The following is a 26,323-nucleotide window of genomic DNA, read 5'->3' as shown; positions in this document are numbered from 1 at the left end:
CCTGTTCATCCTGTCGAAACCAACTTTTTCTATGCCCTATAAAACAGGACCCCGAATTAAAGACATTCAGATTACGCCCATTGCCATTGTTGATCCGCCACTGTTAAATGCCGCTGGCCTTCACGCGCCCTATGCATTACGTACCATTGTCGAGCTGGTTACCGACGATGGTATTTCCGGTATCAGCGAAATACCGGGCAATAGGGACATTGATGCTGCTCTGGCCGACTCCCGCGATTTACTGATTGGTAAAGATGTATTCCAACTGGCCGAAATCCGTCAGGCTCTGGTCAGTCGGTTTGGTACCGAAACAACCGCGCAACGGGGCGAAACTCCCTGGGATCAGCGAAAACTCGTGCATATTTTTAGTGCTATTGAAGTAGCCTGTCTCGACATAATTGGCAAAGTAACCAGTCGGCCGGTGGTTGATTTACTGGGTGGCAAACTGCGGGATCGGGTTCCGTTTTCAGCTTATCTGTTTTACAAGTATGAAGGGGCAGGGGGGGAATTCGGGTTTGAGCTTGACCCATCGGCACAGGGGTGGGCGTCTGCCCGGCAGGCTGCGGCTCTTGATCCAGCGGGTATTGTCGCCCAGGCTAAAGCCATGTGTGCTGAGTTTGGTTTTCAGTCGATCAAATTGAAAGGTGGCGTATTTGAACCCCAGCAGGAGGTCGATGCGATGTTTGCCTTGTACGAAGCCTTCGGGCCCAATGTACCGTTGCGGGTCGATCCGAATGCGATCTGGACCGTTGAAACGTCCATAAAATACGGCCGGATGATGGAGCCTATCCTGGAATACCTGGAAGACCCAACGCGAGGGCAGGCCAATATGGCTGAGGTGCGGAAAGCACTGAAAACGCCGTTGGCAACGAATATGTGTACCACCTCGTTTCAGGATATTCCGAACAGTATTGCGATTGGCTCGGAGGATATCATCCTGAGCGATCATCATTTCTGGGGAGGTCTTCGGTCGTCCATGATGCTTTCGTCTATTTGTGAAACCTTCGGGCGGGGCTTGTCGATGCACTCCAATAGCCATCTCGGTATTTCGCTGGCGGCTATGGTTCACCTGGGAGCGGCTATCCCCAAAGTCCCTTATGCACTTGATACGCATTATCCCTGGCAGTCGGACGAGGTAATTGTGGGCGGTCGTATCCGGTTTGAGGAAGGTAGTGTAGCCGTGCCGGAAGGTCCCGGATTAGGTGTTGAACTTGACCGTGCGGCACTGGCTAAACTGCACCAGAATTACCTGGCCTGTGGTTTGACCAAACGGGATGACGAAACGGAAATGCAGAAAGTACAACCCGGCTGGACATTTCAATCGGTCAGGTGGTGATAAATGAGCGTATGAATTTGAATTAAATAGGCGTGGAGTTCAGACTATCAGTTCAAGGGTAGTAGGACCCTGTTTAAACTATTTTAGCACCTTTTGTCTTCCCGAGGCAGGAGGGATCTTTGGTAGTAAAGAATCGTATGCCTCTTACCGGAGATCCCTCCTGCCTCGGGAAGACAGAAAGCTGCTGTTATAGCTCAATTAAGAAAAGTTTAAGAAGAAAATAATCGCTGAAATCAGTCGCTTATCAGCGGGCTTTTTTTGCCTGAGCCTCGACAATTAGCTGGAGATTCGCGTTCTCGCGGGTAATGTGCGTGTAGCTACCCTTGCCAGCCTGCGCTAATTTTTTGAGATTTTGCCCAGTAAGTTCATTCTTGCCAAACGTAAAGATCGTTAGGTAAACGTCCTGATTGCTGGCATCCCGGACGAGTTGATAGACCTCCTCGCTAACGGGAAATTCGCCGTCGTTGGCTAAAATGATGCGGTTGTTACCGGCCCGTACGTAATTCTTGTCGGCAACTTTATACGCTAACTGAATGCCTTTGTTTCCGTCGGTATCGCCATCCGACCGGAGTTGATCAATCGTTTGGGCAATTTCGTCAGCATTGGCTCCCGATGTCGGTTTCAACGCTACCCGCGCCTTCCCTGAATACACTACAATGGAAATCTGATCTTCGGGGCGAATAATTTTGAGGAGCGACTTGATAGCCGTTTTCAATAAAGGCAGTTTATAGGGCGAATCCATCGAGCCCGACACATCAACAAGCAGCACCATATTATTTGTCGCAAATCCTTCCAGTGAATTGACAACACTTCGCTGCCCTGACCGATCCACGAAAACCGTGTCTACTTTTGTTGTGTTGACATAAACCGTATCGTGCTGGATGACTGTTTGGCCCACGGATGCGGTTGGACTACTCAAGGGCGTAGTCGTCGCCGTCGTGACTTGATCAACTACTTTTTTGGGCGCTTTTGGGGTTACTTCTAGAGCGGTTTTTGGGGCTGGTTCAGCGGGGGGGACGGGCTTATCGGATGCCGTTGCCCTACGGAAGGCCAGTAGGTTGGGTTGATTAATGGTTTTCAGTACATCAACTTTCGCCAGTTCGCTAAACTGGTTATAGGCATACACCAACTGGTTATTGTAGAAGTAATAAAATGATTCGTACGTGTTGGAAGCCGATTTGGTTGATGGCCGTTGCGCCATTTCTGCCAGTTTAAGTGAATTCTCGGCCAGATCTTCATAGGGTGTGTAAGGGCACAGGCCATTATTTCGACCTAATCGTTGTAAGCCTTTCAGGTTCTTAAATTCATTGATAATCAGGTTTCGGGCTTCGGCCTGAACGGCTTCAGTAGCAGGTGGCTGAGCCGTTTCGCCCTGTAGGTACGCTTTGACGCCAAATAATACGTCTTTGTTCAAATCCATCAACTGCATCATGGCCTTTCCCGATACATTCCAGGGATCGTTGGGCTTTTTCAGCGGGTAACTTTCGTGAATGCGCCGAACATCCTGATACAGTCGCTCTTTTTTCTTATCGAATACGTCGAACAGATAGGTATATCGGTCCAGAATTTCGTCTGATCGTTTCAGATGATCCTGTTCGTATTGCCGATTGCTGGTATAGTTGATCAGGTCAATACTCAGCGCATCCATTTCGTTCAGGATCGCCAGCAGCACATCCGCCTGACCGTTGATTGAGGTCCGATATGTTGGGGGAATCTGTGGGCTATTGATCTGGAGCAGTTGATGCTCGGATACCGGGACTTTAAAATCGTCGTGCCTGTAAGTCAATTGACTTCGGCGGCTAGTGCGGGATGGGTCGCGGTAATACTCGGCTGATGACTGGTAATTCCGAACCAGCATCTGCATATGATTCATTTGGCGTAACCCTTCGTTGATAAAGTCGACATAGGCGTTCAGCGCGCCAAACGTGGCCGCAGGGGCTGGAGCAGGAGCAGGTTTGACCGTAAAAGCAAGAGGCTGAACATCCCGAAAAGGTATTACGCTCGTTTGTTTTGACGCAACGGTGGGGGCATCGATCACAAAAACCGGACTGTATTTCGGATAATCCAGCAAATGAATGGCCGACTTACTATAATTGACGAATTGCTGATACCAGCTTACGAGGTCGTTGTTGTAGTAATTCAGGTATGATTTGTAAAAGTCATTGTCGTGACGAACCGATTGCCGGGCCGCAAAATTATAATCATCGACAGCCTGCTTTTTTAAGCCCTGAATCGACCGAAGACCTGCCTGGAACGATCCCATCATATCGGATGCCGGATAGGCGATATGGCTCTTCGCTTCGCCTAATCCAGTTAATAGCTTTTCATCGGCCAGGATGCTTTGCTGCACCAATTCAACGGGCCAGTGCGATGGATTTTTCTCGTTCAGGTAATACGATAACGTATCGAGTAGCGTCTGCTGGCTCAGTAGCACCTGCTCCATTTCTTTCTCGGTATACAGATACGCATCCGTAGCCCGATAGGGCTGATAGCGTCGGTAAACCCGCTGAATTTGTTTGTACAACGAGTCTTTACTCTGGCTGAATTGGGTATTCAGGCTCTGAAAATCGGCAATCAGGCTATGCGCTTGCCTGAAATTATCGCGCTGATAATCTTTTAGTCGGTCGTAGGTTTCCAGTGTTTTGGCCGTCTGATCGATCTTGTTCAGTAGTTTCCAGAGCGACTGGGCGCTGGCCTTCAGGCGTTGTTTCTCTGCGTCGGTAAGGGCTTCGCTGGCAATGGCTTTCTTGTAATAATAGGCTTCCAGCGTGCCTGAGGGCGACATTTTCGGGAACCCATGCGGCTGATCCATGCTGGCATGATACCCTTGTATGCGCTGAAAACGATCTGCTACTTCATCGACCGACTGATTCAGAAAAGCTACATATTGGTTCAGGGCCTGCTGTGGGGTTTCACGAAGGGCCTGACCCGTAGCAAAGGCAGCGGAAAAGAGGAAAAACAAACAAATATAGGTCTGCATAAACCAAAAGATGACCGATACGCCAGTCTGGCGGGAACGTACGAAGTACGCAGTATTGATCGTGTGAAACGTAAAACGTTGAGTATATGGACTAAATAAGTAGGATTGTTCCAGTAACGCGGGAGGAAACCCGCGCTAACTGGCTGCCATCGCGGGCTTCCTCCCGCGTTACCAGGGAACTAGGTATCCTATCCATAGAAACCGTTCCATGTTCTTCTGTTCGTTTTAGTCGCTTTGCTGGTCTGGCTGAAACCCCGCTTATTCCGCGCTTAGGTTGAGAATTTCGTTGATCAACCAGCGATTGTTGATCTTTATGAGTCGGAACTCATAATCTTCCAGCAGGAAAAACTTTACCGTTGCCCGATTGCCGTTGACCTTTACAGAGCGGATTTTCAGTGTTTTCAACGAGTCCATTTGCGCGTCAACGTCCTGGCTTAGCATCACCAGGTCATATTCGAAACCTGTTGGAGGGCCTTCGTTTTGGGGCGAAAGCTGAAACCCTTCCTGCCGTTGCTTAAAGTAGGTTCGCCATTCGGCTAGGTAGCTATCGGTGAGTAACTGGCTGCTTTTCAGAGATGAGAGATAGCGTTCGGTATGTTTAAAATTGACAGCATAGGGTTTGCCGGGCTTCTGATCGACCAGGTAAATTTTGCTGATCGATAGCAGGTTGGCCTTGTACCAATGTAGAAAATCGACAACCGCTTGTCGAGCATCCGCCGATTCGTTAGGCGTTGTATGGGCCAGTGCGGTTGTCGATAGCAGAACGAATTGAAGAAGTACCATCAAGACGGTCTGATTGAATCTGATTCGTGTTTTCATGATCCAAAATTGAAGGGAGTGGGGTCAGAAATCCAGCCAGAATCGATAATCAGTGGCTTTAGGATAATAATCTGCCCATTTGCTGCCATAATCAACCATAGATGTCGTGAGTAGTGTATTGGGCCATGGCCACTTTATTAGAGGATCGACAATAAATGCCAGCAAACTATGCACCTGCAAAAACAACAACTCATCGTATTCCTTGGGCTTATTAGTAGTTTGATAGTTGCCTTCAGACCACTACAAAAGAACAAACTGGAGGGTGCCTGGCGACTGACAGAACCTTCAGGTACGATTGTGATGCTTACGATGGCTGATAACTATCTCATTCAGACAACGTACGAGCCCAATCGATTTATCAGTACGCGCGGAGGAGCCTTTCGTCAGGAGGGAAATCAGTTAAACCTGATGGTTGAGTTCGATACGAAGGATAGTAGCCGGGTGGGGCAAACCGAAACCTATCCCATAACGATCAGCAAAGGACAACTGACGATGACTAGCCCCGGTAGCAATCGGGTGTTTACTCAGCTCAGTGAATTATCGACACCACTTACCGGCCTTTGGCGAATAACAGGACGGGCCAACGATGCAGGACAGATGACGATGATGCAGCGTGGTCCGCGTAAAACTATAAAATTACTGACGGGTAGCCGATTTCAGTGGGTAGCCATTAATCCGCAGACGAAACAGTTTTCTGGAACCGGGGGTGGTACCTACGTGCTGAAATCAGGCATTTACACCGAAACGATTGATTTCTTTTCCCGGGACAATGGCCGCGTAGGCCGGTCGCTTACGTTTAAAGCCGCTATCGATCAGGACGAATGGCATCATACTGGTCAAAGCTCAACAGGGGGCGCTGTGAATGAAATTTGGACTCGTGAAAAATAATGGAATTTTATGGTGATAGATGAATAAAAGTTGAAATAATAACCTATAAATTAATAAGTGTGCCTAATTTTGCCTTAGCGTGATTGCGCTTTACTACGTGTTTCAGTTACACCTCATACAACCTAAAACGTCACTCGATGTATGATTTCTAATCGAATAATTAATCGCTCAGGTCGCTGGCTTTTGCTACTGGCAGGGCTTTCCAGCTCATTGGCCGGATATGCGCAGGATGCTGCGTCGTATCAAACTCCGCCTAAACCGTTGGCCGATCTGGTTACGGTGCCGTCAACTCCTACTGTGAGTATGTCGGGGAAAGGCGACAGGATGATCATGCTCGAACAGGCCGAAGTGCCGACAATTGCCGAACTGTCGCAACCCGAACTAAAACTGGCCGGACTTCGCCTGAACCCAGCCAATACAGGCCCCAGCCGGGCGCGCTATATTACGGGGCTGAAACTGCGGAAACTGACCGACAAAGAGGAGAAAACAATTGCCGGTCTGCCAGCTTCGCCAATGATTAGCTACGTTAGCTGGTCACCCGACGATTCGAAGATTGCATTTGCTAACTCGACCGACAGCCGTATCGATTTGTATGTGGTTGATGTGGCAACAGCTACGGCCAAACAGGTAGGGACAATGGCGCTAAATGCAACGCTGGGTGTGCCGTATCGGTGGCTGTCGGACAGTAAAAGCCTGATCGTAAAAGCGGTTCCAGCCGGACGTGGCCCCGCACCAGAGGTAAGCCGCGTGCCTGTAGGACCCACCACGCAGGAAAACGTAAAGGGCGCCCGCGGACAAGCCCCAACTTACCAGGACCTGCTCAAAAACCCATCCGACGAAAAGCAATTTGCCTATTACACTACGGCGCAGGTAGTTAAATTAGGAGTAGACGGTACTACGACCAACATTGGCCAACCCGGTATCATCCTCTCGGCCGATCCATCGCCGGACGGAAAATATGTCATGATCGAAACGGTACATACACCGTTCTCTTATCTCGTACCCGTCTATCGGTTTCCGCTAAAAACAGAGATTTATGCCACTGGTGGAACGCTGGTGAAAACGCTAAACGACGGCCCATTGCAGGAAAATGTTGCCTACAGCCGGGATGGCGTTCCGACTGGCCCACGCGATTACACCTGGCGGACGGACGTACCGGCTTCGGTCTATTATACGGTTGCGCAGGACAATGGTGATCCGAAAGTAAAGGCTGACGTTCGGGATAAAGTGTTTTTGCTGGATGCGCCCTTTACCGCCGAGCCTAAAGAAATCTATGCGGCTCAGTTTCGGTTTGGTGGGTTCGATTGGGGGAACGAGTCGACGGCATTAGCCAGCGAACGGTGGTGGCAGAGCCGCAAAACCATTACCAAAGTTGTGAATCCAGCTACCTGGCAAACCTCGGTTCTGTTCGACCGCTCATACGAAGATCGATATACCAATCCGGGTCAGCCTGATGTGAAGCAGAACCAGTACGGTCGGGATGTGCTGAATATTCTGCCTACGGGCGAAATTCTGATGCTGAATGGACAAGGTTCATCGCCCGAAGGCGACCGCCCGTTTGTAAGCCTTCTGAATCTGAAAACAAAGCAGACGAAAGAACTCTGGCGGTCGGCGGCTCCGTATTTCGAACGTCCGGTTGCCGTGCTGGATGCTGCCAAACAGGTGATTCTGACCACGCGCGAATCGCCCGACGAAAACCCCAATTACTTCGTTCGGAATCTGAAAGCGCGGATCGCTCCCATTCAGGTTACGTTCTTCCCGCATCCGTACCCACAACTGAAAGGGATTCAGAAGCAACAACTGCGCTATAAGCGCCCGGACGGTGTCGATCTGACGGCTACCTTATATTTGCCGGTTGGTTATAAAAAAGAACAGGGGCCATTGCCTACCTTCCTGTGGGCGTACCCAGCCGAATTCAAAAGCAAAGATGCGGCTGGTCAGGTATCGGGTTCGCCCTACCAGTTCAACCGGATTAGCTACTGGGGTGCGGCTGCATTCGTGACAATGGGTTACGCCATTCTGGATAATGCCAGTATTCCGATTGTGGGCGAAGGTGATAAAGAACCGAACGATACCTATGTAGAGCAACTGGTAGCCAGCGCAAAAGCCGCTATTGACGAAGGCGTTCGGCTGGGCGTGGTCGATTCAACCAAAGTAGGTGTAGGTGGGCACTCGTATGGTGCGTTTATGACGGCCAATCTGCTCACGCACAGCCGGATGTTTAAGGCCGGTATTGCACGGAGTGGGGCCTATAACCGGACATTGACACCGTTTGGCTTCCAGAACGAACAGCGTACCTATTGGCAGGCGCCCGAGGTGTACAGCAAAATGTCACCGTTTATGAATGCCGACAAGATGAAAACACCACTCTTACTGATTCACGGTGAAGCTGATAATAACACGGGCACATTTCCCATTCAGTCGGAACGGTATTACAATGCGTTGAAAGGGTTTGGCGCTACCACCCGACTGGTATTTCTGCCGTACGAAAGCCATCATTACGATTCCAAAGAATCGCTGCTGCACATGCTGTGGGAAATGAATGGCTGGCTCGACAAATACGTGAAAAACCCAACGACGGCCGTTCAGCCCAATAAAGCCGGTAAAGTAGGCGGAGGAAAATCGGAGAAGTAATCGATTGTAAGTAATTTATCGTCCAGATATAAGGAGGGGGTTTAAGAACTCCTTTTCATCTGGACGATATTTTTTTGCCTTATATTTTCTCCAGCAGGCTCAGAAATTCCTGCTTTTTATTGCGGGAAACGGGGAGGGCTTTGTTATTGGCCATGACCACTTCGCCACCATCGCCCCGAATATAACGCTGCACATAACGCAGATTAATGAGGTAGCTGTGATGCACCCGGCAAAAGCCTTTCGTTTCCAGGACATCTTCAACCTCCTTCAACGTTTTAGAAATCAGGATGATCTGCCCGTTTTTAAGTGCAAAACGTGTGTAGCCACCATCCGATTCGCAATAATAGATTTCCTCGCTATGAATAATTTGCAGACCTTCCATCGTAGGAAGCGCAATTCGATCGCCCACACGCTGGCTTTGCAGGTAGCCTAACAGTTGATCGACATTAGTAGGGGCCTGTGTCGATTGTTCCTGCTCGGCCTTATTAACGGCCCGTATCAGTTCATCTTTATCAACGGGTTTCAGAATATAATCCAGGGCATTATGCCGAATGGCCTTAATAGCATATTCATTGAAGGCAGTCGTAAAAATCACGCGAAATCCGTTGTATTTACAGGCTTCCAGCATTTCGAACCCACTCATGCCGGGCATTTCGATGTCCAGAAAAATCAGATCAGGGTGCATCGACTCGATGGCCGTCAGGCCTTCCTGTCCATTGGCACAACCAGCCAGAATCTGAACCGACGGACAGTACCGTTTCAGCAGTAGCGTCAGTACGTCGCGGCAATGTTTTTCATCGTCAATAAGTAGAGCAGTCATGGTTGTTTGAGTTTCATGGTAAATATAACGCTGGTGCCAGCCGGTTCGCCAGTCGGTCGGGTCAAGTCGGTAAAGTAGATACCCGCATTAACGTCGTACACTTCGTTTACAATTTGTAGCCGTTCTTCGGTAAGGGCATGACCGTAGGTTTTATGCGCCGTCAGTCCACGCAGTTGGGCTTTGGCAGAGGCTTCTCGACCAATGCCATTATCCGTAATTTCGATCACTAAATAACCATCCTGTTCACGGCAATCGATGCATAAGGTTGGCTTACGAACATTCGGCTGCAAAAGCCCGTGTCGAATGGCGTTTTCAATATACGGATAAGTGACCATTGGGGGAATGCTCACCAGATCAGGATTGAGGGAATCACTGACGGTTAGCTGAAAATTAAACTGATTATCGCACCGAAGTGACTCCAGTTCTACATACAGCTTCAGGGCTGTCAGTTCGTTGCTCAAGCTGACCCATTCGTTGGCCGTATTGGCCATAATCTGGCGCATCAGCTTCGAAAATTTGGTCAGGTAAAGCGATGCCTGCTCCGACTCATTTTCCAGCACAAATTTATTGATGGCGTTCAGGCTGTTGAAAATGAAATGTGGGTTCATCTGGAGCCGCAATGCCAGCAATTTGGTCTCGGCAATTCGTCGGTTGTTGACTGCCAGTTGCTGTTGGACCTGCTGGTAGGCCTGTTCCGTTTCGACCCGACGAATTTTCTGAGCGCATAGGGCCGCAATTTTTGTGAGAATGGTGAGGTGATGCGGGCGGAAAAAGCCTCGTTTTGGATGTTCGGCATCGATGACACCCCAAACGCAGCCGTTGTGCCAGATCGGTACGGCAATTTCGGAAAGGCGAACAGCATCGTCGGCGATATAGCGTTTGTCGAGCGCCGTATTGTCGATCCGTTCGGGCTTGCCGGTTTTGGCGACAGTGCCTACAATACCCTGGCCTACAGCTAGTTCAATAGGCTGCATGATCGTCCCGACAGTCGAACCTTTGGGGCCATGAGCTGCTTTCTGAATCAGCACGTTTCGGCTTTTGTCAAGTTCATAAATCACACAGTCAACAAACTTCAAACGAGCAATACAGTTCCTGACCACGTCCCATAATACTTCATCCACGGTGCTCTGCTCCAGCAGCGACATCGCGAAAAAGTTAATGACCCGTTCTACTTCCAGCTCCTCTTTTAACGTGAGCTGGTATTCCGGCCTCGAAACTGTTTTTTTATCATTTGCCACAATCCGTTTGCAGTATGAGTTATCGATGAACAAAAGAGCATTGTCTATGTGAAAACACCTAACCCGAACTAACAACAAGTGGATTTGACCCGATAACTGGTCTACTTTTCCAATAGTTGGTAACAATTGGAAGCACTGTAGCGCCTAAAAGCCTATTATTGACACAATGCTACCAGTTATTGGTCCGATACTACCAATTGTTGACTAAGACTGGTTGTTGAAGACAATCGCTCGAAATTTGTTCATCAGTATACCTTAAGCTATTACAAACGAAACTGATAGCTCGTATTTCGTATCGCAACGTATAGTATATTCGTTCGATTGAGGCATCAGAATAGACAGCAGGTGCCTGAGAATGTATGCCCTAATTTCAGATGAGCCATACGGCCACAATAAGGAATAGCATGGGTAATTGGTCCAGATGTATGAATTATAGTCTACTGATTGTACTGATGCTCGTGTTTGGACCGAGCTATGGGCAGACTCCGGCTATATCATTTCAGCGACTGACGTTGCAACAGGGGTTACCAGCGAATTATACCTCGGCAATTACCCAGGATAAGGCAGGGTTTATCTGGATTGCAACCGTCAATGGCCTGTGCCGGTTCGATGGATTACGCTGCCTTCGATTCACTCGTCAGCCCGGCGACTCGCGATCGTTATCCCATCGCATCATGCGAACGGTATTTACATCCCACAATGGTACTCTTTGGGTGGGGGCGCAGGAAGGCCTGAATCAATTCGAACCGGCAACTCAATCGTTTAAGCGGCATTCATTTGCTAGTTTAGGAGCTGGTTGCGATTTTATTCGCTATATCGCTGAAGGTCAGGGTGGGCAATTGTGGCTGGCTACGAAAGGAGGGGTTGTTGACTTTAATCCGGCTACGGGTAAATCGGCTTTATTAATGCTACCAGTTGGTACGGCTTCGCCCACGGATGTGAAATCGATTCGCCGGATTCTGGTCGATGGTCATACGCTCTGGATCGGGACACAGGGAGGCCTCTACGCCTATGATGTACGGACAAAACAGGTTCGTTCATGGCTACCGGATACCTACATTTCTGCCCTGGTCCGGCATCCCCGAACCGGCGAAATTTTGGTAGGTACGAACCAGGGGCTTTTAGCGCGACTCAACCCGACCACGGGGGCGTTGGTGCCTGTCTCGGAATTAAGCGTTCTGGAGCCGATCGCGTCTATCTTATTCACCCGAACGGGCGATTTGTGGGTGGGCGTTACACGGAAAGGGCTCTACCACTTCGATGCGGCCAGTAATAGGTTCTTCCTGTATCAAAACAATGAAGATAACCCGCGCAGCCTCAGTTCCAACTCCATTATTACGCTATATGAAGATCGGTCTGGTGTGATATGGGTATTGACCGACGATGCTGGTGTTTGCTGGTTCAATCCAACCGTCGAGAAGTTTCACTCACTGTTTGATGAAGTTAATTATAAGCCGACGAATACCTTGGGGTTTGATGCCGCCGGTTTGTCAATCGATCCGACCGATAATTCCGTATGGGTGGCAACGCGGGACGGGGTAGCGCATATCAATCCTCAGCATAAAGCGTATCAACTCTATCATCACGAACCGGCAAACGCCAATAGCATACGGGATAATTTCAATTTCTCCATACTGGCCGACCATGCCCGACGCATATGGGTTGGTACAAAAAATGGCCTGGACTGGCTGGACCCGATTTCTAATAAAGTAGTGCACATACCGAGCCTGTCCGAACCGTCAGAAAAAGGGGCTCTTTCTAATGCAGACGAAGCCATTGCTGGTAATCAGGTGTTCGGACTAATTAAAGCGCCTGATGGACGAATCTTTATTGGTACCGACGAAAAACTCACCATTTACGACCCTCGAACCAGCCACTTTTCGCACCAGTATAACGATCCACGTATAGCCAGATTACCTGGTAAAAATTATAACACGCTCTACTTGGACAAGGATCAAAATCTATGGGTAGGTGGCCTGGGTCCTGTTTATAAAATCAGCCCTGATTTCAAACTGCTGGCTCAATATGTACACAGCGACGACCCACAGAGCCTTCCCGACGATGGCGCAACGGGGTTTGCTGAAGATCGGTTTGGGCGGATGTGGATCAGTACGGACGATGGAATAGGCTGTCTGAATCAGAAGACAGGTAAATTTCAGGTATTTTCAACCCAGCATGGGTTACCCCATTTCGATGGATCCGCTGTGTTTGTAGAGGGTGATACCGTTTGGATTACGACCAGTCGAGGGTTGGCATTGGCCGATGTGCGGCACCCCAGGTTTACCGTGTTCACAGAAGCTGATGTGTTTTCTGCCTCTGAATTTGAGTCGGGCTCTATTGTTCGGGATGCGTCGGGGCGGCTTTATTTCGGTGCTATGCACGGACTGGTGTATACCGACCCGAAACACATGCGACGCAATCAGTTTGTACCACCCGTATGCCTTACATCGTTGCGGGTAAATGCACAGGAATGGGGACCGGGCCAGTTAGCCATCCTTGACCGATTGCAACTGCGCTACACGCAGAATATGTTTACATTCGACATGGCAGCCCTGAGTTTCGATAACCCAGGCGATAATCAGTATGCGTATAAACTGGAAAATTTCGATACCGACTGGAACCGGGAGGGAAATCGTGCTTTTGCCAGCTACACCAACGTGCCTCCCGGCGATTATGTACTGCATGTGATTGCGTCGAACAACGATGGAATCTGGAATCAGATTGGGTATCGGCTTCCGATCACCATTCAGGCCCCTTTCTGGCAAACCTGGTGGTTTCGGGTCACTGCGCTGGTTACACTATTGGCTCTAACAGGGTTTGTGGCTCGCTGGCGTGAAAAACAACTGGCCGCTCAGCAACGGGAAAAAAGTGAACTTCGCGAACGGATAGCCGCTTCTGAAATGAAGGCGCTTCGGTCGCAAATGAATCCTCATTTTTTGTATAATTCGCTGAATGCCATACGGTTGTTTATTCTGCAAAACGACAGCGATAATGCCGATAAGTACCTGGTTAAGTTTGCCCGGTTGATGCGGCTGATTCTGGATAACTCCCGGCTGGAATGGGTCACGCTCGATAGTGAGCTGGAACAGTTAACCTTGTACCTGGAACTAGAGCAACTTCGGTTCGATGACCTGTTCGACTTTTCAGTATCGGCCGACCCGTCGTTATCGCTGGACAAAACGGCTATTTCCCCCATGATTATTCAGCCATATATAGAAAATGCGATTCTGCACGGAATGGCTCATAAAAAGACGAAGGGATATATCCGGGTGACTATTGAGCCTAAGCCTACTCATTTGGAATGTACGGTTGACGATAATGGCGTTGGTCGTCAGCAGGCGCAGGTGCTCAAAAAGCAGGCATCGGGCCACAAGAGCGTTGGCTTACGGGTAACCGAGGACCGTCTTCAGTTAATTGGGCAGCGGAGCGGCCAGGCTGCGGGTGTTCAGATCGTCGATAAATACGACGAAAACCAGCAACCTGTCGGTACGCGCGTCATCATTCAATTGCCGTTCCTGAATCAACAGGCTGAATAAAGCCGTTTCGTAGCTATCGGAGTGCGAACAAGTCATTGACGCCCAGCATCCGTCGGCTGATGAAGCCTTCACCAAATTCGGCACCGATCATGTGGCCATGCTCACGCGTGCGGGCTTCCAGGAATTTCATGAATGGTTCACCCGAAATGTAGCTTTGTGGCTCATCGCTGTCGGGATTGAAGAATTGGCTTTTGTAGGCCTGAATAGCCGCCAGCTTTTGATCCCAGTAAGGCGTGATGTCGACCACAAAATCGGGCTTGAGCGAACGGTCCTGAATAAAATTATAGACCAGAACCGGGCGGTGAGCCTCCTGCGGCTGCCCATCTTTTCCTATGGTTTTTATCTGCCGGAGCCCCGAGTAAAAACAGGCATCGGCTACCAGTTCAGACGCTCGGCCGTGGTCGGGGTGGCGGTCGTCGGGGGTATTGGTCAGGATTAGTTGAGGGCGGTACTGACGAATCAGCGGGATGAGCGCCAGTTGATGCTCTTCATCGTTTCGGAAAAAACCATCGCGAAAGCCCATATTCTCGCGGGCACTTAACTGCATGATGCGTGCTCCTTCTGCGGCCTCCTGGGCCCGAATTTCGGGAGTACCCCGAGTGCCAAGTTCACCCCGTGTCAGATCGACAACGGCTACGGTTTTACCTTGTGCAATCAACGAAAGAACCGTGCCTGCGCAGGTCATTTCAACATCGTCGGGGTGGGCCGCAATGGCGAGTACATCTACTGTCATGAAAATGGTTTTGTTGATTGGGGATTACTCTATAGGGTTGTCTCTATACAATCAAGCTGCCCGTCGATTTGTTCCAATACGCTTTTAAAAAGCCTGTTGACGATTATTTCAGGTAAACCTAGTATTATTGACGCCCTAACCATTGACTCCTGACTACCTTGACCTATGTCGTACAAAGCGCTTGCCCTTCAACTAACCTGCCAAACCGTTAATGCCTGCCAAACTCGCGAAGAAGCCGAAGCCAAAATGCTGGAAACGATTCAGCGAATCGAACGGCAAATTGCCGCATCCCTTACGGCGATTGGTCGTGAAACCCTGCTGGTGGTGGTGCCCGAATATTTTCTGACCGGGCCGCCCGAAGATGAAACGGTGGAACAGTGGGTCGATAAGGCAGCTCTGGAAATAGACGGTCGGTTGTACGAAGCAATGAGTGCGATGGTACAACGGCAACAGGTTTATTTTTCGGGAAACGTGTACGAACAGGACCCGTTTTTCCCGGAACTGTATTTTCAGACCAGTTTTATTATGGGGCCAAATGGCGACGTTTTGCTGCGTTACCGACGCCTGAATACCTTGTTTACGCCTACACCACACGATGTCTGGGAATTATACCTGGATGCCTATGGCTATGATTCGTTGTTTCCGGTTGCCAAAACCAATATTGGTAATCTGGCCTGCATTGCATCAGACGATATACTTTATCCCGAAGTAGCGCGTTGCCTGACCATGCAGGGGGCTGAAGTACTAATTCATTCTTCGTCCGAACTGAACAGCCCGTTACCTACGGCGAAAGCGATAGCTAAACAGGCAAGGGCCATCGAAAATATGGCCTATGTAGTATCCGCTAATTCGGCTGGGTTGGTAGGCAGTTCCCTACCCGGTAACACCATCGATGGCGGTTCATCGATTATTGACCCGAAAGGGTTGATTTTGGCGAAGGCTGGTTCGGGCGAAAGCCTGGTGGCCAACGCTGATATTGACCTGGCAGCTTTGCGCGAATTCCGCCAACGCCCTTCGGCTAGTAATTTACTGGCACGCCAACGTACAGAGTTATACGCTGGGAGTTATGCAAAACACAGCGCTTACCCGCCGGGAACTCTCCTGAGCCAGCCCGCCGAGCGTCAGCATTTTATACGTACCCAGCAGGAGGTGATTAAAAAGTTGTATAACTAGTTTACAGTTGGCTGAAGCACAGTTGATTGTGTACGGTTCGTCAGCCAACTGTAAATAGAATACCCGTACACTAAGCTTCCTCTTTCGCTTTTTTACGTCGTCGTTGTAAGCGGAAGAGGTTGCTGCCTGCTTCTTCGGGGGTTTGATCGCCCAATAGAACACCCCAGGCACGGAGACTATCGACTCGGTCGAAAACGACCTTCATGATGGCAATGGCCGGAATCGAAAGAAACATGCCCGACACGCCCGCTAAAGCTCCACCGATCAGTACACCCACGATAGAAACCAGTGCGTTGATACGAACTTTAGACGCTACAATCAGCGGAACCAGTACGTTGTTGTCGATAAACTGGACAAACAGAAAGATACCAACAACACCCAGGATAACCGAAATTTCTGGATTGGTACTGAAGGTAACAAGAACCGTAAGTCCCGTTGCTACCAGACCGCCGATGTAGGGAATCAGGTTAAGGATGGCCGCCATTACACCCAATAGAATGGCATATTGTACGCCAAGAATCATCAATCCTATCGAATTGAGTGCTGCTACACAGGCTGTTTCGATTAGCAGGCCGACCATATAACTTTGGATCACTGCTTTCACTTCGCCCATAACTACCCGTACACGTTCGGTATGTTTTTCCGGGAATAGTACAATGATAAAATGAAGTAACATAGAGCGATAGTAAAGCAACAGAAATACATAAATCGGCATCAAGAGTATAGTGCCCAGCGGGCCCGTTATGACGCCAAGCGTATCGGGACTTTGTAGCGTATTAAGCGTTTGTGCCTGGGCTTTCTGGAGGTATTTCTCCTGTTGTCGATAGCTGACATTATATTCACGGCGCACCCATCGCTTGGCATCCTGCACAAAATCATTAATATGATCCCGAATTTTTGGAACGTCGTCGGTAAAGTCAGATAGCTGTAGGGATATCAAAACGGTTACGCCCGTAATAAGGATAATGGCGATTAATAAAGCCAGACTGATGGCAATCACTTTATGCATGCCAAGCCGAGTAAGCCAGTTCTCGATAGGGCGGAGCAACACAGCAATCAGGCCCGACAGGGCTAGTGGAACCAGAATATCCTGACCTAAATAAATGCCGGCCGTCAGAATGGCCATGGCCAGTAAGGAATGCGAAAACTGGTGGTAGTGAGGGCGGGTAGAGTCGTCGGTCATGAGGTAGTGAGGGTTTAGGCGTTCAACCGTTACCGGTGAATTTTGTTTACAGAATGCCTACTTCGAACGAACTAATTAAAACAACGAAGTTGACAATATAGCGTAAGATCTGAGTTGTTTTAAGGACACTTTCCTATCGGAATGAAAACTTACCGTACTTTTGTGGATTCATGATGACACCAACCATTCGAGATATTGCCTATCAGCTTCGGCAGGGAAAGATGATCGCCCTGGCCGATGAAACGGGCTGGTCGCTGGCCGTTGATCCGGTCAATGATACAGCTGTGGCCCAACTACTATCGCTGGCCAATCGGATACCTGCTGGCCTGAAACCAACCGTCTTGATTCAACATGCGGATCAGCTAGGGCTGTACGTGCTCAAACTTCCCGACATTGCTTTCGATCTGGTTGAATTTGCCGAAAATCCACTCACCGTAGTGTACGATCAGGGTAAAAATATCTCGTTGTTGGTCTGGCAGGATGGGGCGTCTGGCGAAATGGGTAATCTAATGGCTGGAGAAGTGTCGGTTCGTCGTACGTTGAATACCGACATACAGCGGCTCATAGGTAGTTTTGGCCGCGGATTACTTACGTTGCCATTGGAATCCTTGACAATACCGGCTGATGCCGAGTCGCTGGTTTCTGAACGCTTTGGTACGCTCCCCGGCATGCCTAAACGCCCCCGTATCATGCGGTTGAAAGCAAACGGCGAGGTAAGTTTTATTAGAAAGTAAAGCGGGTTTCTGATGGTCGGTTTATCGTGACGCGACTAAACCGACTACCGGAAACGTCTATGTAAACGAATGAATTTTAGCGAAACACTTCATAAGCACCCGATTTTTGACACCATTGCCCAGCAGGCTAATGTGCTTGGGTTACGCGCCTACGTCATTGGTGGATTTGTGCGCGATCTGGTGATGAATCGACCTTCGAAAGACATCGATGTGGTGTGTATTGGGAGTGGCATTGCTTTGGCCGATGCTGTAGGAAAAGCCCTTGGAACGCACGTTTCGGTATTTCCGAACTTTGGCACGGCCATGTTACGGGACATAAAAGGGGATCAGGAGTGGGAGGTTGAGTTTGTCGGTGCCCGGAAAGAGTCGTACCGGAGCGATTCGCGCAAACCCATTGTTGAAGACGGTACGCTGGAAGATGATCAGAACCGCCGGGATTTTACGATCAACGCGATGGGCATCAGCCTGAATGCCGATGACTTTGGCGAATTGCTCGATCCATTCAACGGGCTACGGGACATCAAACGAAAAACCATCCGTACACCGCTTAATCCCGACGTTACGTTTTCCGACGATCCCCTGCGGATGATGCGGGCTATTCGGTTTGCTTCACAATTAAGTTTCGACATTGAGCCCGATACATTCGATGCCATTGTTCGGATGAACGAGCGCGTGACTATTCTTTCCCGTGAGCGTGTTACCGACGAACTCAACAAGATCATTTTGTCGCCTACACCCTCGTATGGCTTCAAATTGCTGTATCACGCAGGGATACTGGACCGGATTTTTCCCGAACTGGTGGCGCTGAAAGGAGTCGAGACCATTGAGGGAAAAGGGCATAAGGATAATTTTTACCATACCCTACAGGTGCTGGACAACATTGCACACCGTGCCCAGCCTAATGCTACACCAGCCGATCGAGAGAATGAACTCTGGCTACGCTGGGCGGCCTTGTTGCACGACATTGCCAAACCCGCTACAAAACGGTTCGACCCGAAAGCGGGCTGGACATTTCACGGACACGAAGATATGGGAGCACGTTGGGTACCCGGTATTTTTCGCACCATGAAACTGCCCCTGAACGAACACATGCGGTTTGTACAGAAGCTCGTGCGGCTTCACCTGCGTCCCATTGCCCTCACGAAAGAGCAAATCACCGACTCGGCCCTGCGCCGGTTGTTGTTCGATGCGGGCGACGATCTGGAAGGGTTAATGGCCTTATGCCGGGCCGATATTACCTCGAAGAATTACGAGAAGGTGCAGAAACACCTGCGTAATTTCGATAAAGTAGAACGGAAACTGCATGACCTTGAAGAACGAGATAAAGTCCGTAATTTTCAGCCGGTTATTACGGGCGAGTTGATTATGGAAACGTTTGATCTGGGTCCCTCAAAAATCGTGGGCGATATCAAAACCGTTCTGCGGGAAGCCATTCTGGACGGTCTGGTTCCCAACACGTTCGAAGCTGCTTACCCATTTTTACTGGAAGAAGGCCGCAAACGCGGTTTAACCCCTAAAACAATTAAAAATGAATAATGGACTATGAATAATGATTGATGGATAATGAGCTACCAGGTATTTGTGCAACCATTTCTCATTGTTCATTGTCCATTGCTCATTAGTCATTATATTTTTTTATGGACAACAACAATACCAACTTTCGGCGCTTTTTTGGCGCAGCACTCACCATCCTGGGCGTCGTAGTCGTATTATTCGCGCTGGTCGCTTTTCTGTCAGAAGGGAAAGCAGTTTTGGGCCTGCATGTTTCAAAAGCCGAATCGGCTGCACCGTTTATTGTCGGCATGATATTTCTGGTCACAGGTGTGAATCTTGTCCGGGAATCGTAACGACTTATTCGCCCGGCGGGCATGAACTGCCAAATGGAGGGTTTGACGAAAATGCTAACCTGAGTAGTCTCGCATCCACGCAACGTTTTGATTGTTTTTCGGTCTTTCCTACACTAGTGTTTTTGTAGGCTTTGTATGGCAATCGACGGTTCGCGTGCAATTTGGGTTGATTATCTTCGATCATTTATTACCCTTCTGGTTGTTGGGCACCATGCTGCATTAGCCTACCCAACGTTTGCCTTTTTTGACCCTACTCACTACATCTATTCAACTGCTCCCATTGTCGATAGTGGGCGCTGGGCGGTTATGGATAGGTTTATTGGGTTCAATGACGTATTCTTCATGCCCCTGATGTTTTTTGTCAGTGGATTGTTTGTGTACCGGGGGCTTCGCCGGAAGGGCAGTCAAGTCTATTTAAAGGATCGATTTGTCCGGCTGGGGATTCCGTTTCTCATTGCTGAGCTGTTGATTATACCGCTGGCCTATCTACCTTCTTTTTACCTATCCACGCATTCGACCAGTCTGGCTGGGTTTATAAAGGATTACCTGAATAACCAGCAATGGCCTGTAGGGCCGCCCTGGTTTATTTGGCTGCTGTTGGCGTTCGATGCCGTTACCGCGCTTGTATACTGGCTGTTCCCGTCCTTTTTTTCGATCCTGGGAGATAAGTTGGTTCAACTCAGTCGAAAGCCTTTTCACTTCGGATTACTTGTGTACGGATGTGCTGCCGTTTCGTTAATCCCACTGAGTTTGTGGGTGGGCCAATACACCTGGATCGGCAATTGGGGGCCTTTCGACTTTCAGCTTAATCGGGTCGTCTTTTATTTGCTGTTTTTTTGGGTAGGTGTTGGCTTAGGAAGCGCCGACTGGCAGCCGAATTTGTTTCAGCACGACCAGTTATTTAATCGCCACTGGATGGTTTGGCTACTTGTGAGTTTGTTCGCTTACTGGCTGGTTATACAGGTATCTGCACTGGGCGAGAATTGGGTGAAGCGGGGGATGATCTCATCCGTAGAAGGTTATTTTCTGTACGATCTGGCCTTTGTCGCAAGTTGCTTAGCAAGTATGGCGGCCTGTCTGAGCATCTTCCGACAGACTATTAGAAAACCCAGTGTCGGCTGGGCGAATCTGTCAGGTATCGCTTATGGCATTTACATTGTACACTACCCATTCGTAACGTGGCTACAATTTAGTTTGCTTGGCGCTTCCCTGCCCGTTTTGGTAAAGTTTCTGGTTGTATTTGTAGGGGCTCTAGGCCTGAGTTGGCTCAGCGTTAGCCTACTTCGGAAAAACTCACTGATCGCTCAGGTTCTATAGAATGGTCGAGGCTCATCCACTCGGGTTCAATACGATTCGCTCGCCGTTTATTGGCCGCAAAAGCAGTTAATTTGAAGGTATCACTTGGTCAGCCGTGCCGTTACCAGCCATGAGTAGGTATTGAGTGGCTGGGGCAGACCATCTGGCTGAATTTGCAGATACATCAGGTGCAGGTGAGTTGGCGAACGGGATTTGTAGGCGTTAAAACCCGTACGGCCCATTTCGGCCAGTTTTTGCCCACCCTGTACCCAATCGCCGGGTCGCACATCGACCTGGCTGTTATGTGCGTAATAAAACAGACCATGCAGAATGGGATCGTACACCCATATCCAGTTGCCGCCCCGGTATTCGGAGCCGGGTTTCCACTGCGTTTCAATACCGATGACAAGGCCGGACGTCATGGCTAATATATCGACGGGGGCGCCTGTACGGTCGTCGATAACGTCCTGATTTCGATCACTGATGAAGATGTCCTGTGCTGGGTGGCTTCCCCGAACATTGTAATCGAACAGGTCGAAACCTGTACCTCTATACCCTTCCCCATGTTTACCCCCGATGGCGCTGGGTGAATACCCTTTGATAGGAAAATTGAAGTACTGAGCAGATCGGCGTAGACTGTCGCGTTGGATAGAATCCAACTGGAAACTCTCCTGACTATGGAATCGCTCCTGTAGCCCATACATAATACGGCTGAACTGCACGCGGGCGGAGTCGGGGGTTATACTTTGTTCGCGGATTTGCGTGTAGAGTGTCTGAAATCGCTGGCAATACGTATAGAGGGATGGTTCGTCGGAATCACTGATTACCGTTTGCGATGAGGCTGCATTCAGCCCCCCAATCAATAACGCTCCCACAATACCCACTACCCGCATGTACAGAGTTAGGTCAAGCTTCACTACGCTAATGGTTCTATTAATTCGTCAAAATTACGCAAAGAAGCGTCATAGACGTATAAAATGGCAGTGAAACGAAAGGCTTTCTGAAAATAACGTTTTAACAGCGGAAAATCTGAAAATCATTTGGAAATAAATTTTATTGTCACGTTATTCGCCCAAATTTATAACAAACAATGCAAACAGGAACTGTAAAATTCTTTAATGAAACCAAAGGGTTTGGTTTCATTAAACCCGATGAAGGTGGCGAAGATATTTTTGTACACGCTACTGGCCTCATCGACCAAATCCGCGAAAACGACAAAGTGAAATTTAATGTCGAGCGTGGACGGAAAGGCTTAAACGCCGTTAATGTCGAAATAGCTTAATTGTAAGATATAAAGACAAGCCGTTGAAAAAAACATGCCCCAAGGCATGTTTTTTTTTGCCCTGTCAGTTTCCCGCGCCATTTTTGTGGCCGAACTAATTGGTCATTTCATGGTCATCGATCATCATTGGTTGTGAAGCGAAGAATGATGATCGATGACCATGAAATGACAACCTGATGACCATTAATGACCCTATCTATTGACCAACGGGTAGCCGCCCGGCTCGGCCTGAACATCCGGTCGGTGGCTGCTACCATCGAATTACTCAACGGCGGAGCTACCGTCCCCTTTATTGCCCGCTACCGTAAAGAAGCTACTGCCTCGCCCGACCGTGGCCCGCTCGATGAAGTGCAGATTGGACAAATCCGGGAAACCTATCAGAAACTGCTCGAACTCGACAAACGTCGGGAGACTATCCTGAAAGCTATTGACGAGCAGGGGAAACTTTCCCCCGAACTGCGTAAGAAAATTGAGGCTACTGACTCACTTGTTGACCTGGAAGATCTGTATTTACCCTACAAACAAAAGCGGAAAACCCGTGCCGTACTGGCTATTGAACGCGGGCTGGAACCCCTCGCCAACGTCCTGATTGCACAGCGGGAATCGAATCTGGAACGAATTGCCCAGCGCTATTTATCGGATGCTGTGCCGACTGTGGATGATGCGTTGCAGGGCGCACGTGATATTCTTGCCGAACGCATAAGTGAAGATACCGACGCCCGACAACGCATACGGAATCTGTTCGACCGGGAAGCCATCATCCGGTCGGTGGTAAAAAAGGGTAAGGATGTGGAAGGGATGAAATTTAAAGACTACTTCGATTTTGCCGAGCCCCTTCGGCGCGTCCCATCGCATCGTTTGCTGGCTCTGCGCAGGGGAGAGGCCGAAGGTTATTTAAGTGTAAGTATCGGCCCCGATGAAGAAGCGGCTATCGAACGGCTTGAGCGACAGTTTGTGGCAGAACGATCAGGAACGCCAGCCTGTAAGGAACAGCTTTCGCTGGCAATTCGGGATGGCTACAAACGACTGCTTAAACCATCGCTCGAAACCGAATTTGCCAACAGTTCGAAAGAAAAGGCCGATGCTGAGGCTATTCGGATTTTTGCCGAAAATCTGCGCCAGTTACTGTTAAGCCCACCCCTTGGTCAGCAGCGGGTATTGGCTATCGATCCAGGGTATCGGACGGGTTGCAAAACAGTTTGTCTGGATGCCCAGGGTAATTTGCTGACCGATACGGTCTTATACCTGGCCCAATCCGAAGCTCAGCGCCAACAGGCCGTGCAGGTAGTTCAGAAATTGGTTGCCCAGTACAGGATCGATGCGGTTGCGATCGGAAACGGAACCGCTGGACGGGAGGCAGAGGAGTTTATTCAAGGCCTGAACCTCACCAAGCCATCGGGCGAACGTATCCCCATCTTTATGGTAAGCGAACAGGGAGCGTCTATTTATTCGGCATCGGAAGTGGCCCGGAGCGAATTTCCAGACCACGACGTAACGGTTCGTGGAGCCGTCAGTATTGGCCGCCGACTGATGGACCCACTGGCCGAACTGGTCAAAATTGACCCCAAATCTATCGGTGTTGGGCAGTACCAACACGACGTGGACCAAACGGATTTAAAAACCAGCCTGGATACGGTTGTTGAAAGCTGCGTGAACCAGGTAGGTGTATCGCTCAATACGGCCAGTGCTTATCTGCTTCGGTATGTATCGGGACTAGGGCCGCAGTTAGCGAATAACATTGTTGCGTACCGAGCCGAACATGGTGCCTTCAGTTCGCGCGATCAGTTGAAAAAAGTGGCCCGTCTTGGTCCGAAAGTGTTTGAGCAATGCGCCGGATTTTTGCGGATTGAAGGGGCTAAAAACCCGTTGGATAACAGCGCCGTTCACCCCGAGCGCTATACCATTGTTGAACGCATGGCTTCTGATGCGGGAAGCACTGTAACGGACTTAATACGTCGCCCCGAACTACGCCAGCAGATCAAACCCGAACGGTACGTGACCGATACAGCCGGTTTACCCACCTTGCGCGACATTCTGGCTGAACTTGCCAAACCCGGCCGTGATCCACGTGAGCAGTTGTCGGTATTCGAATACGATGCCCGCGTTCGCTCGGTCGATGATTTACACGAAGGGATGGTGTTGCCAGGCGTCGTGACCAACATTACGGCCTTCGGTGCTTTTGTCGATATTGGTGTGAAGCAGGACGGTCTGGTACACGTTTCGCAGATGGCCAATCATTTTGTTTCAGACCCGAAAACCGTGGTGAAGGTGCACCAGAAAGTAAAAGTTAAGGTGATGGAAGTCGATAAAGCCCGTAAACGTATTGGATTATCGATGAAATTTTGATAGGTTGCATTGTTCCTATGTGCTTTCGCGTTACTTAAAGGCACTTATGATCCAAAACCTAACCTGTATGCAACAACGCTGGTTCCGGGCTACTGTCGGTCCCGTTCTACTGAGCGCATGCCTGCTTTCATTGCTTTCTTCCTGCGAAGCCCTTCGGTCGTCGGGGCCATCTGTTAGTCGTCGTCCATCATCGGCTAAGCCTGTTGCCCGTCGTGCGCCAACGGGTAAAACGCCCGCTCGTCCTCCCGCTGTTCCGGCCAAACCTACGGGTAGGGTCGTGGATTCGCGAACATACGAAAATCGGTACGTGCCTGAGGTTGTGAAAATTGCCCGAACCTACACAGGTACGCCGTATCGTTCAGGAGGCAACACGACCGATGGGATCGATTGCTCTGGATTGGTCTTTGCCGTGTTTAATACGGTTGGTTTGCGAATGCCCCGGATATCGTGGCAGCAGTCGGAAGTGGGGCACGAAGTAGAAGTGGCCGAAATTCTGCCCGGTGATCTTATTTTCTTCGTTCCCGATAAAGGGCAGGCGGGGTATGTATCGCATACAGGTATTGTGACAGAGGTAAACGGCGCTCAGGAAATCCGGTTCATCCATGCGTCATCTTCGCGGGGCGTACGTGAAGACAACCTCTACAGCGATTATTTCAAAGGCCGTTTTGTCAAGGCTCTGCGCCCATTTTGATGAAGTAGCATCTGTTGAGGTAAAGACTTATTTTGATTAAAATCGCTAAATCTTGTTTCAGTAGGCCCTTTAAAAACGAAAACCGCTCCAGAGAGCGGTTTTTCTATAAAATGAGGGGTGAGTTCAGACGGTTGGCTGGGTGCTATTGATGAGTTCTTCCCAGTGGGCGCGATCTTTCTTCTTCAACTTCATTTCCAGACTCAAGGCTTCGTTTCGGGTTGGGAACTGTTGCGTAAACTTCACTTCCCAAGGTTTCCCATCGGCTGTGGCCGGGTTGGTTTTGGCATTGTGTTGCCACAGGGTGATGCGGAGGTCCTTAGTCTGACCAATAAAGTACTGGTCGGTGGTAGGGCTGTATATGATATAAACGGTATGCATACGGTTACTAGACTATTGTCAAAGCTACACATTTGATAACAGAAAACAAACATTAACCGTGTAGGCGGGAAAGTATATTGATTGGAGTAAAAAAAATGGCTTTGGATGTTGGAGGAGTAGATTTTTTCATCATCTTTGCACCCACATAACGGGGGATTAGCTCAGTTGGCTAGAGCGCTACAATGGCATTGTAGAGGCCATCGGTTCGAATCCGATATTCTCCACAAAACATAAAAAAACCTGCTTTCTGATTCAGAAAGCAGGTTTTTTTATGTTTTGACATCTCGATTTAACAAATCGCTTAACAGTTGCCTTAGAGTTGTCGGATCAAGGCCAATACTTGTGGAGGGCGTTGTATTTTTCTAGGTTTGTGACTTTCATCAAACCTACTTGCTTTGGAGAGTTTCTT

Annotated in this window: 20 protein-coding genes and 1 tRNA gene; 13 read left to right on the top strand and 8 right to left on the bottom strand. The window is 49.3% G+C overall.

The genetic code is table 11. From position 1 onward, the window contains the following. Window positions 1-31 precede the first annotated feature (31 nt). A complete protein-coding gene (locus tag BGO59_RS11190) occupies window positions 32-1,336 on the top strand; it encodes an enolase C-terminal domain-like protein (protein WP_293683706.1) in 1,305 nt (434 codons plus the stop codon). A gap of 244 nt (window positions 1,337-1,580) precedes the next feature. Here the strand turns inward: BGO59_RS11190 and BGO59_RS11185 are convergent, their stop codons facing one another. Both BGO59_RS11185 and BGO59_RS11180 read right to left on the bottom strand, forming a co-directional pair. Continuing rightward, on the bottom strand, window positions 1,581-4,316 hold the full coding sequence (locus BGO59_RS11185; protein ID WP_293683705.1) for a VWA domain-containing protein: 2,736 nt from the start codon (window positions 4,314-4,316) through the stop codon (window positions 1,581-1,583). Window positions 4,317-4,574: 258 nt separating this feature from the next. Next, the gene (locus tag BGO59_RS11180) at window positions 4,575-5,135 is read right to left on the bottom strand and encodes a hypothetical protein (RefSeq protein ID WP_293683704.1); all 561 of its coding nucleotides are present in this window, start codon (window positions 5,133-5,135) and stop codon (window positions 4,575-4,577) included. Between the two features lie 168 nt (window positions 5,136-5,303). Here BGO59_RS11180 and BGO59_RS11175 point away from each other — a divergent pair, with 168 nt between their 5' ends. Next, window positions 5,304-6,023 carry a membrane or secreted protein gene (locus BGO59_RS11175; RefSeq protein ID WP_293683703.1) on the top strand — a complete coding sequence of 240 codons (720 nt, stop codon included), beginning with the start codon at window positions 5,304-5,306 and terminating at the stop codon, window positions 6,021-6,023. 141 nt (window positions 6,024-6,164) lie between these two features. Next, window positions 6,165-8,657, top strand: coding sequence for a prolyl oligopeptidase family serine peptidase (locus BGO59_RS11170; protein WP_293683702.1), 2,493 nt, complete (start codon window positions 6,165-6,167; stop codon window positions 8,655-8,657). A 79-nt stretch (window positions 8,658-8,736) separates the two neighbouring features. On the opposite strand, the gene BGO59_RS11165 is transcribed toward BGO59_RS11170, so the two are convergent. Together BGO59_RS11165 and BGO59_RS11160 are read right to left on the bottom strand one after the other, a co-directional pair. After that, window positions 8,737-9,477, bottom strand: a complete 741-nt coding sequence (locus tag BGO59_RS11165; RefSeq protein WP_293683701.1) for a response regulator — start codon at window positions 9,475-9,477, stop codon at window positions 8,737-8,739. Next, entirely contained in the window at window positions 9,474-10,715 is a 1,242-nt protein-coding gene (locus BGO59_RS11160; RefSeq protein ID WP_293683700.1) for a histidine kinase, read from the bottom strand. Before BGO59_RS11160 ends, BGO59_RS11165 begins: the two co-directional genes overlap by 4 nt. A 425-nt stretch (window positions 10,716-11,140) precedes the next feature. On the opposite strand from BGO59_RS11160, the gene BGO59_RS11155 reads away from it, so the two are divergent. Next, window positions 11,141-14,251 carry a sensor histidine kinase gene (locus BGO59_RS11155; RefSeq protein WP_293683699.1) on the top strand — a complete coding sequence of 1,037 codons (3,111 nt, stop codon included), beginning with the start codon at window positions 11,141-11,143 and terminating at the stop codon, window positions 14,249-14,251. Between the two features lie 13 nt (window positions 14,252-14,264). Here BGO59_RS11155 and bshB1 read toward each other — a convergent pair whose 3' ends face one another. Then, on the bottom strand, window positions 14,265-14,984 hold the full coding sequence (gene bshB1, locus BGO59_RS11150) for a bacillithiol biosynthesis deacetylase BshB1 (RefSeq protein WP_293683698.1): 720 nt from the start codon (window positions 14,982-14,984) through the stop codon (window positions 14,265-14,267). Between the two features lie 165 nt (window positions 14,985-15,149). Here bshB1 and BGO59_RS11145 point away from each other — a divergent pair, with 165 nt between their 5' ends. Next, complete coding sequence (locus BGO59_RS11145; protein WP_293683697.1) at window positions 15,150-16,157, top strand: nitrilase-related carbon-nitrogen hydrolase; 1,008 nt, start codon at window positions 15,150-15,152, stop codon at window positions 16,155-16,157. Window positions 16,158-16,227: 70 nt separating this feature from the next. Here the strand turns inward: BGO59_RS11145 and BGO59_RS11140 are convergent, their stop codons facing one another. After that, window positions 16,228-17,340 (bottom strand): AI-2E family transporter, encoded by a 1,113-nt coding sequence (locus BGO59_RS11140; RefSeq protein WP_293683696.1) that lies wholly within the window; start codon window positions 17,338-17,340, stop codon window positions 16,228-16,230. A gap of 170 nt (window positions 17,341-17,510) precedes the next feature. Here BGO59_RS11140 and BGO59_RS11135 point away from each other — a divergent pair, with 170 nt between their 5' ends. The 4 genes from BGO59_RS11135 to BGO59_RS11120 all read left to right on the top strand — a co-directional run bounded on the left by BGO59_RS11135 (window position 17,511) and on the right by BGO59_RS11120 (window position 21,238). Further along, complete coding sequence (locus tag BGO59_RS11135; protein WP_365981899.1) at window positions 17,511-18,074, top strand: Sua5/YciO/YrdC/YwlC family protein; 564 nt, start codon at window positions 17,511-17,513, stop codon at window positions 18,072-18,074. 69 nt (window positions 18,075-18,143) lie between these two features. Next, on the top strand, window positions 18,144-19,610 hold the full coding sequence (locus tag BGO59_RS11130) for an HD domain-containing protein (RefSeq protein ID WP_293683695.1): 1,467 nt from the start codon (window positions 18,144-18,146) through the stop codon (window positions 19,608-19,610). A gap of 101 nt (window positions 19,611-19,711) precedes the next feature. Further along, window positions 19,712-19,921, top strand: coding sequence for a hypothetical protein (locus tag BGO59_RS11125; RefSeq protein ID WP_020595613.1), 210 nt, complete (start codon window positions 19,712-19,714; stop codon window positions 19,919-19,921). Between the two features lie 135 nt (window positions 19,922-20,056). After that, a complete protein-coding gene (locus BGO59_RS11120) occupies window positions 20,057-21,238 on the top strand; it encodes an acyltransferase (protein ID WP_293683694.1) in 1,182 nt (393 codons plus the stop codon). 80 nt (window positions 21,239-21,318) lie between these two features. Here BGO59_RS11120 and BGO59_RS11115 read toward each other — a convergent pair whose 3' ends face one another. Further along, window positions 21,319-22,110: a M23 family metallopeptidase gene (locus BGO59_RS11115; RefSeq protein WP_293683792.1), complete on the bottom strand. Its 792-nt coding sequence runs from the start codon at window positions 22,108-22,110 to the stop codon at window positions 21,319-21,321. A 197-nt stretch (window positions 22,111-22,307) separates the two neighbouring features. Between BGO59_RS11115 and BGO59_RS11110 the strand changes: the two genes are divergently transcribed. The 3 genes from BGO59_RS11110 (at window position 22,308) to BGO59_RS11100 (ending at window position 25,536) form a co-directional block, all read left to right on the top strand. Then, complete coding sequence (locus BGO59_RS11110; protein WP_020595610.1) at window positions 22,308-22,499, top strand: cold-shock protein; 192 nt, start codon at window positions 22,308-22,310, stop codon at window positions 22,497-22,499. A 186-nt stretch (window positions 22,500-22,685) separates the two neighbouring features. Continuing rightward, window positions 22,686-24,845 carry a Tex family protein gene (locus BGO59_RS11105; RefSeq protein WP_293683693.1) on the top strand — a complete coding sequence of 720 codons (2,160 nt, stop codon included), beginning with the start codon at window positions 22,686-22,688 and terminating at the stop codon, window positions 24,843-24,845. Between the two features lie 67 nt (window positions 24,846-24,912). Next, entirely contained in the window at window positions 24,913-25,536 is a 624-nt protein-coding gene (locus BGO59_RS11100) for an NlpC/P60 family protein (RefSeq protein WP_293683692.1), read from the top strand. A 123-nt stretch (window positions 25,537-25,659) separates the two neighbouring features. On the opposite strand, the gene BGO59_RS11095 is transcribed toward BGO59_RS11100, so the two are convergent. After that, window positions 25,660-25,914 (bottom strand): GIY-YIG nuclease family protein, encoded by a 255-nt coding sequence (locus BGO59_RS11095; protein WP_020595607.1) that lies wholly within the window; start codon window positions 25,912-25,914, stop codon window positions 25,660-25,662. A gap of 150 nt (window positions 25,915-26,064) precedes the next feature. Between BGO59_RS11095 and BGO59_RS11090 the strand changes: the two genes are divergently transcribed. Further along, window positions 26,065-26,138 (top strand) — tRNA-Ala (locus BGO59_RS11090). Window positions 26,139-26,323 lie beyond the last annotated feature (185 nt).

It is taken from the genome of Spirosoma sp. 48-14 (assembly GCF_001898575.1).
GTDB lineage: Bacteria > Bacteroidota > Bacteroidia > Cytophagales > Spirosomataceae > Spirosoma.
Note: the sequence above shows the minus strand (reverse complement) of the source record. Positions and strands in the feature narration are given on the sequence as shown.

Coding starts and splice junctions, on each gene's coding strand:
- BGO59_RS11110 (WP_020595610.1), top strand. CDS start 22,308: ATGCAAACAGGAACTGTAAAATTCTTTAATGAAACCAAAGGGTTTGGT.
- BGO59_RS11165 (WP_293683701.1), bottom strand. CDS start 9,477: ATGACTGCTCTACTTATTGACGATGAAAAACATTGCCGCGACGTACTG.
- BGO59_RS11190 (WP_293683706.1), top strand. CDS start 32: ATGCCCTATAAAACAGGACCCCGAATTAAAGACATTCAGATTACGCCC.
- BGO59_RS11140 (WP_293683696.1), bottom strand. CDS start 17,340: ATGACCGACGACTCTACCCGCCCTCACTACCACCAGTTTTCGCATTCC.
- BGO59_RS11180 (WP_293683704.1), bottom strand. CDS start 5,135: ATGAAAACACGAATCAGATTCAATCAGACCGTCTTGATGGTACTTCTT.
- BGO59_RS11125 (WP_020595613.1), top strand. CDS start 19,712: ATGGACAACAACAATACCAACTTTCGGCGCTTTTTTGGCGCAGCACTC.
- BGO59_RS11170 (WP_293683702.1), top strand. CDS start 6,165: ATGATTTCTAATCGAATAATTAATCGCTCAGGTCGCTGGCTTTTGCTA.
- BGO59_RS11120 (WP_293683694.1), top strand. CDS start 20,057: ATGGCAATCGACGGTTCGCGTGCAATTTGGGTTGATTATCTTCGATCA.
- BGO59_RS11145 (WP_293683697.1), top strand. CDS start 15,150: ATGTCGTACAAAGCGCTTGCCCTTCAACTAACCTGCCAAACCGTTAAT.
- BGO59_RS11115 (WP_293683792.1), bottom strand. CDS start 22,110: ATGCGGGTAGTGGGTATTGTGGGAGCGTTATTGATTGGGGGGCTGAAT.
- BGO59_RS11135 (WP_365981899.1), top strand. CDS start 17,511: ATGATGACACCAACCATTCGAGATATTGCCTATCAGCTTCGGCAGGGA.
- BGO59_RS11130 (WP_293683695.1), top strand. CDS start 18,144: ATGAATTTTAGCGAAACACTTCATAAGCACCCGATTTTTGACACCATT.
- BGO59_RS11155 (WP_293683699.1), top strand. CDS start 11,141: ATGAATTATAGTCTACTGATTGTACTGATGCTCGTGTTTGGACCGAGC.
- BGO59_RS11105 (WP_293683693.1), top strand. CDS start 22,686: ATGACCCTATCTATTGACCAACGGGTAGCCGCCCGGCTCGGCCTGAAC.
- BGO59_RS11185 (WP_293683705.1), bottom strand. CDS start 4,316: ATGCAGACCTATATTTGTTTGTTTTTCCTCTTTTCCGCTGCCTTTGCT.
- bshB1 (WP_293683698.1), bottom strand. CDS start 14,984: ATGACAGTAGATGTACTCGCCATTGCGGCCCACCCCGACGATGTTGAA.
- BGO59_RS11100 (WP_293683692.1), top strand. CDS start 24,913: ATGCAACAACGCTGGTTCCGGGCTACTGTCGGTCCCGTTCTACTGAGC.
- BGO59_RS11095 (WP_020595607.1), bottom strand. CDS start 25,914: ATGCATACCGTTTATATCATATACAGCCCTACCACCGACCAGTACTTT.
- BGO59_RS11175 (WP_293683703.1), top strand. CDS start 5,304: ATGCACCTGCAAAAACAACAACTCATCGTATTCCTTGGGCTTATTAGT.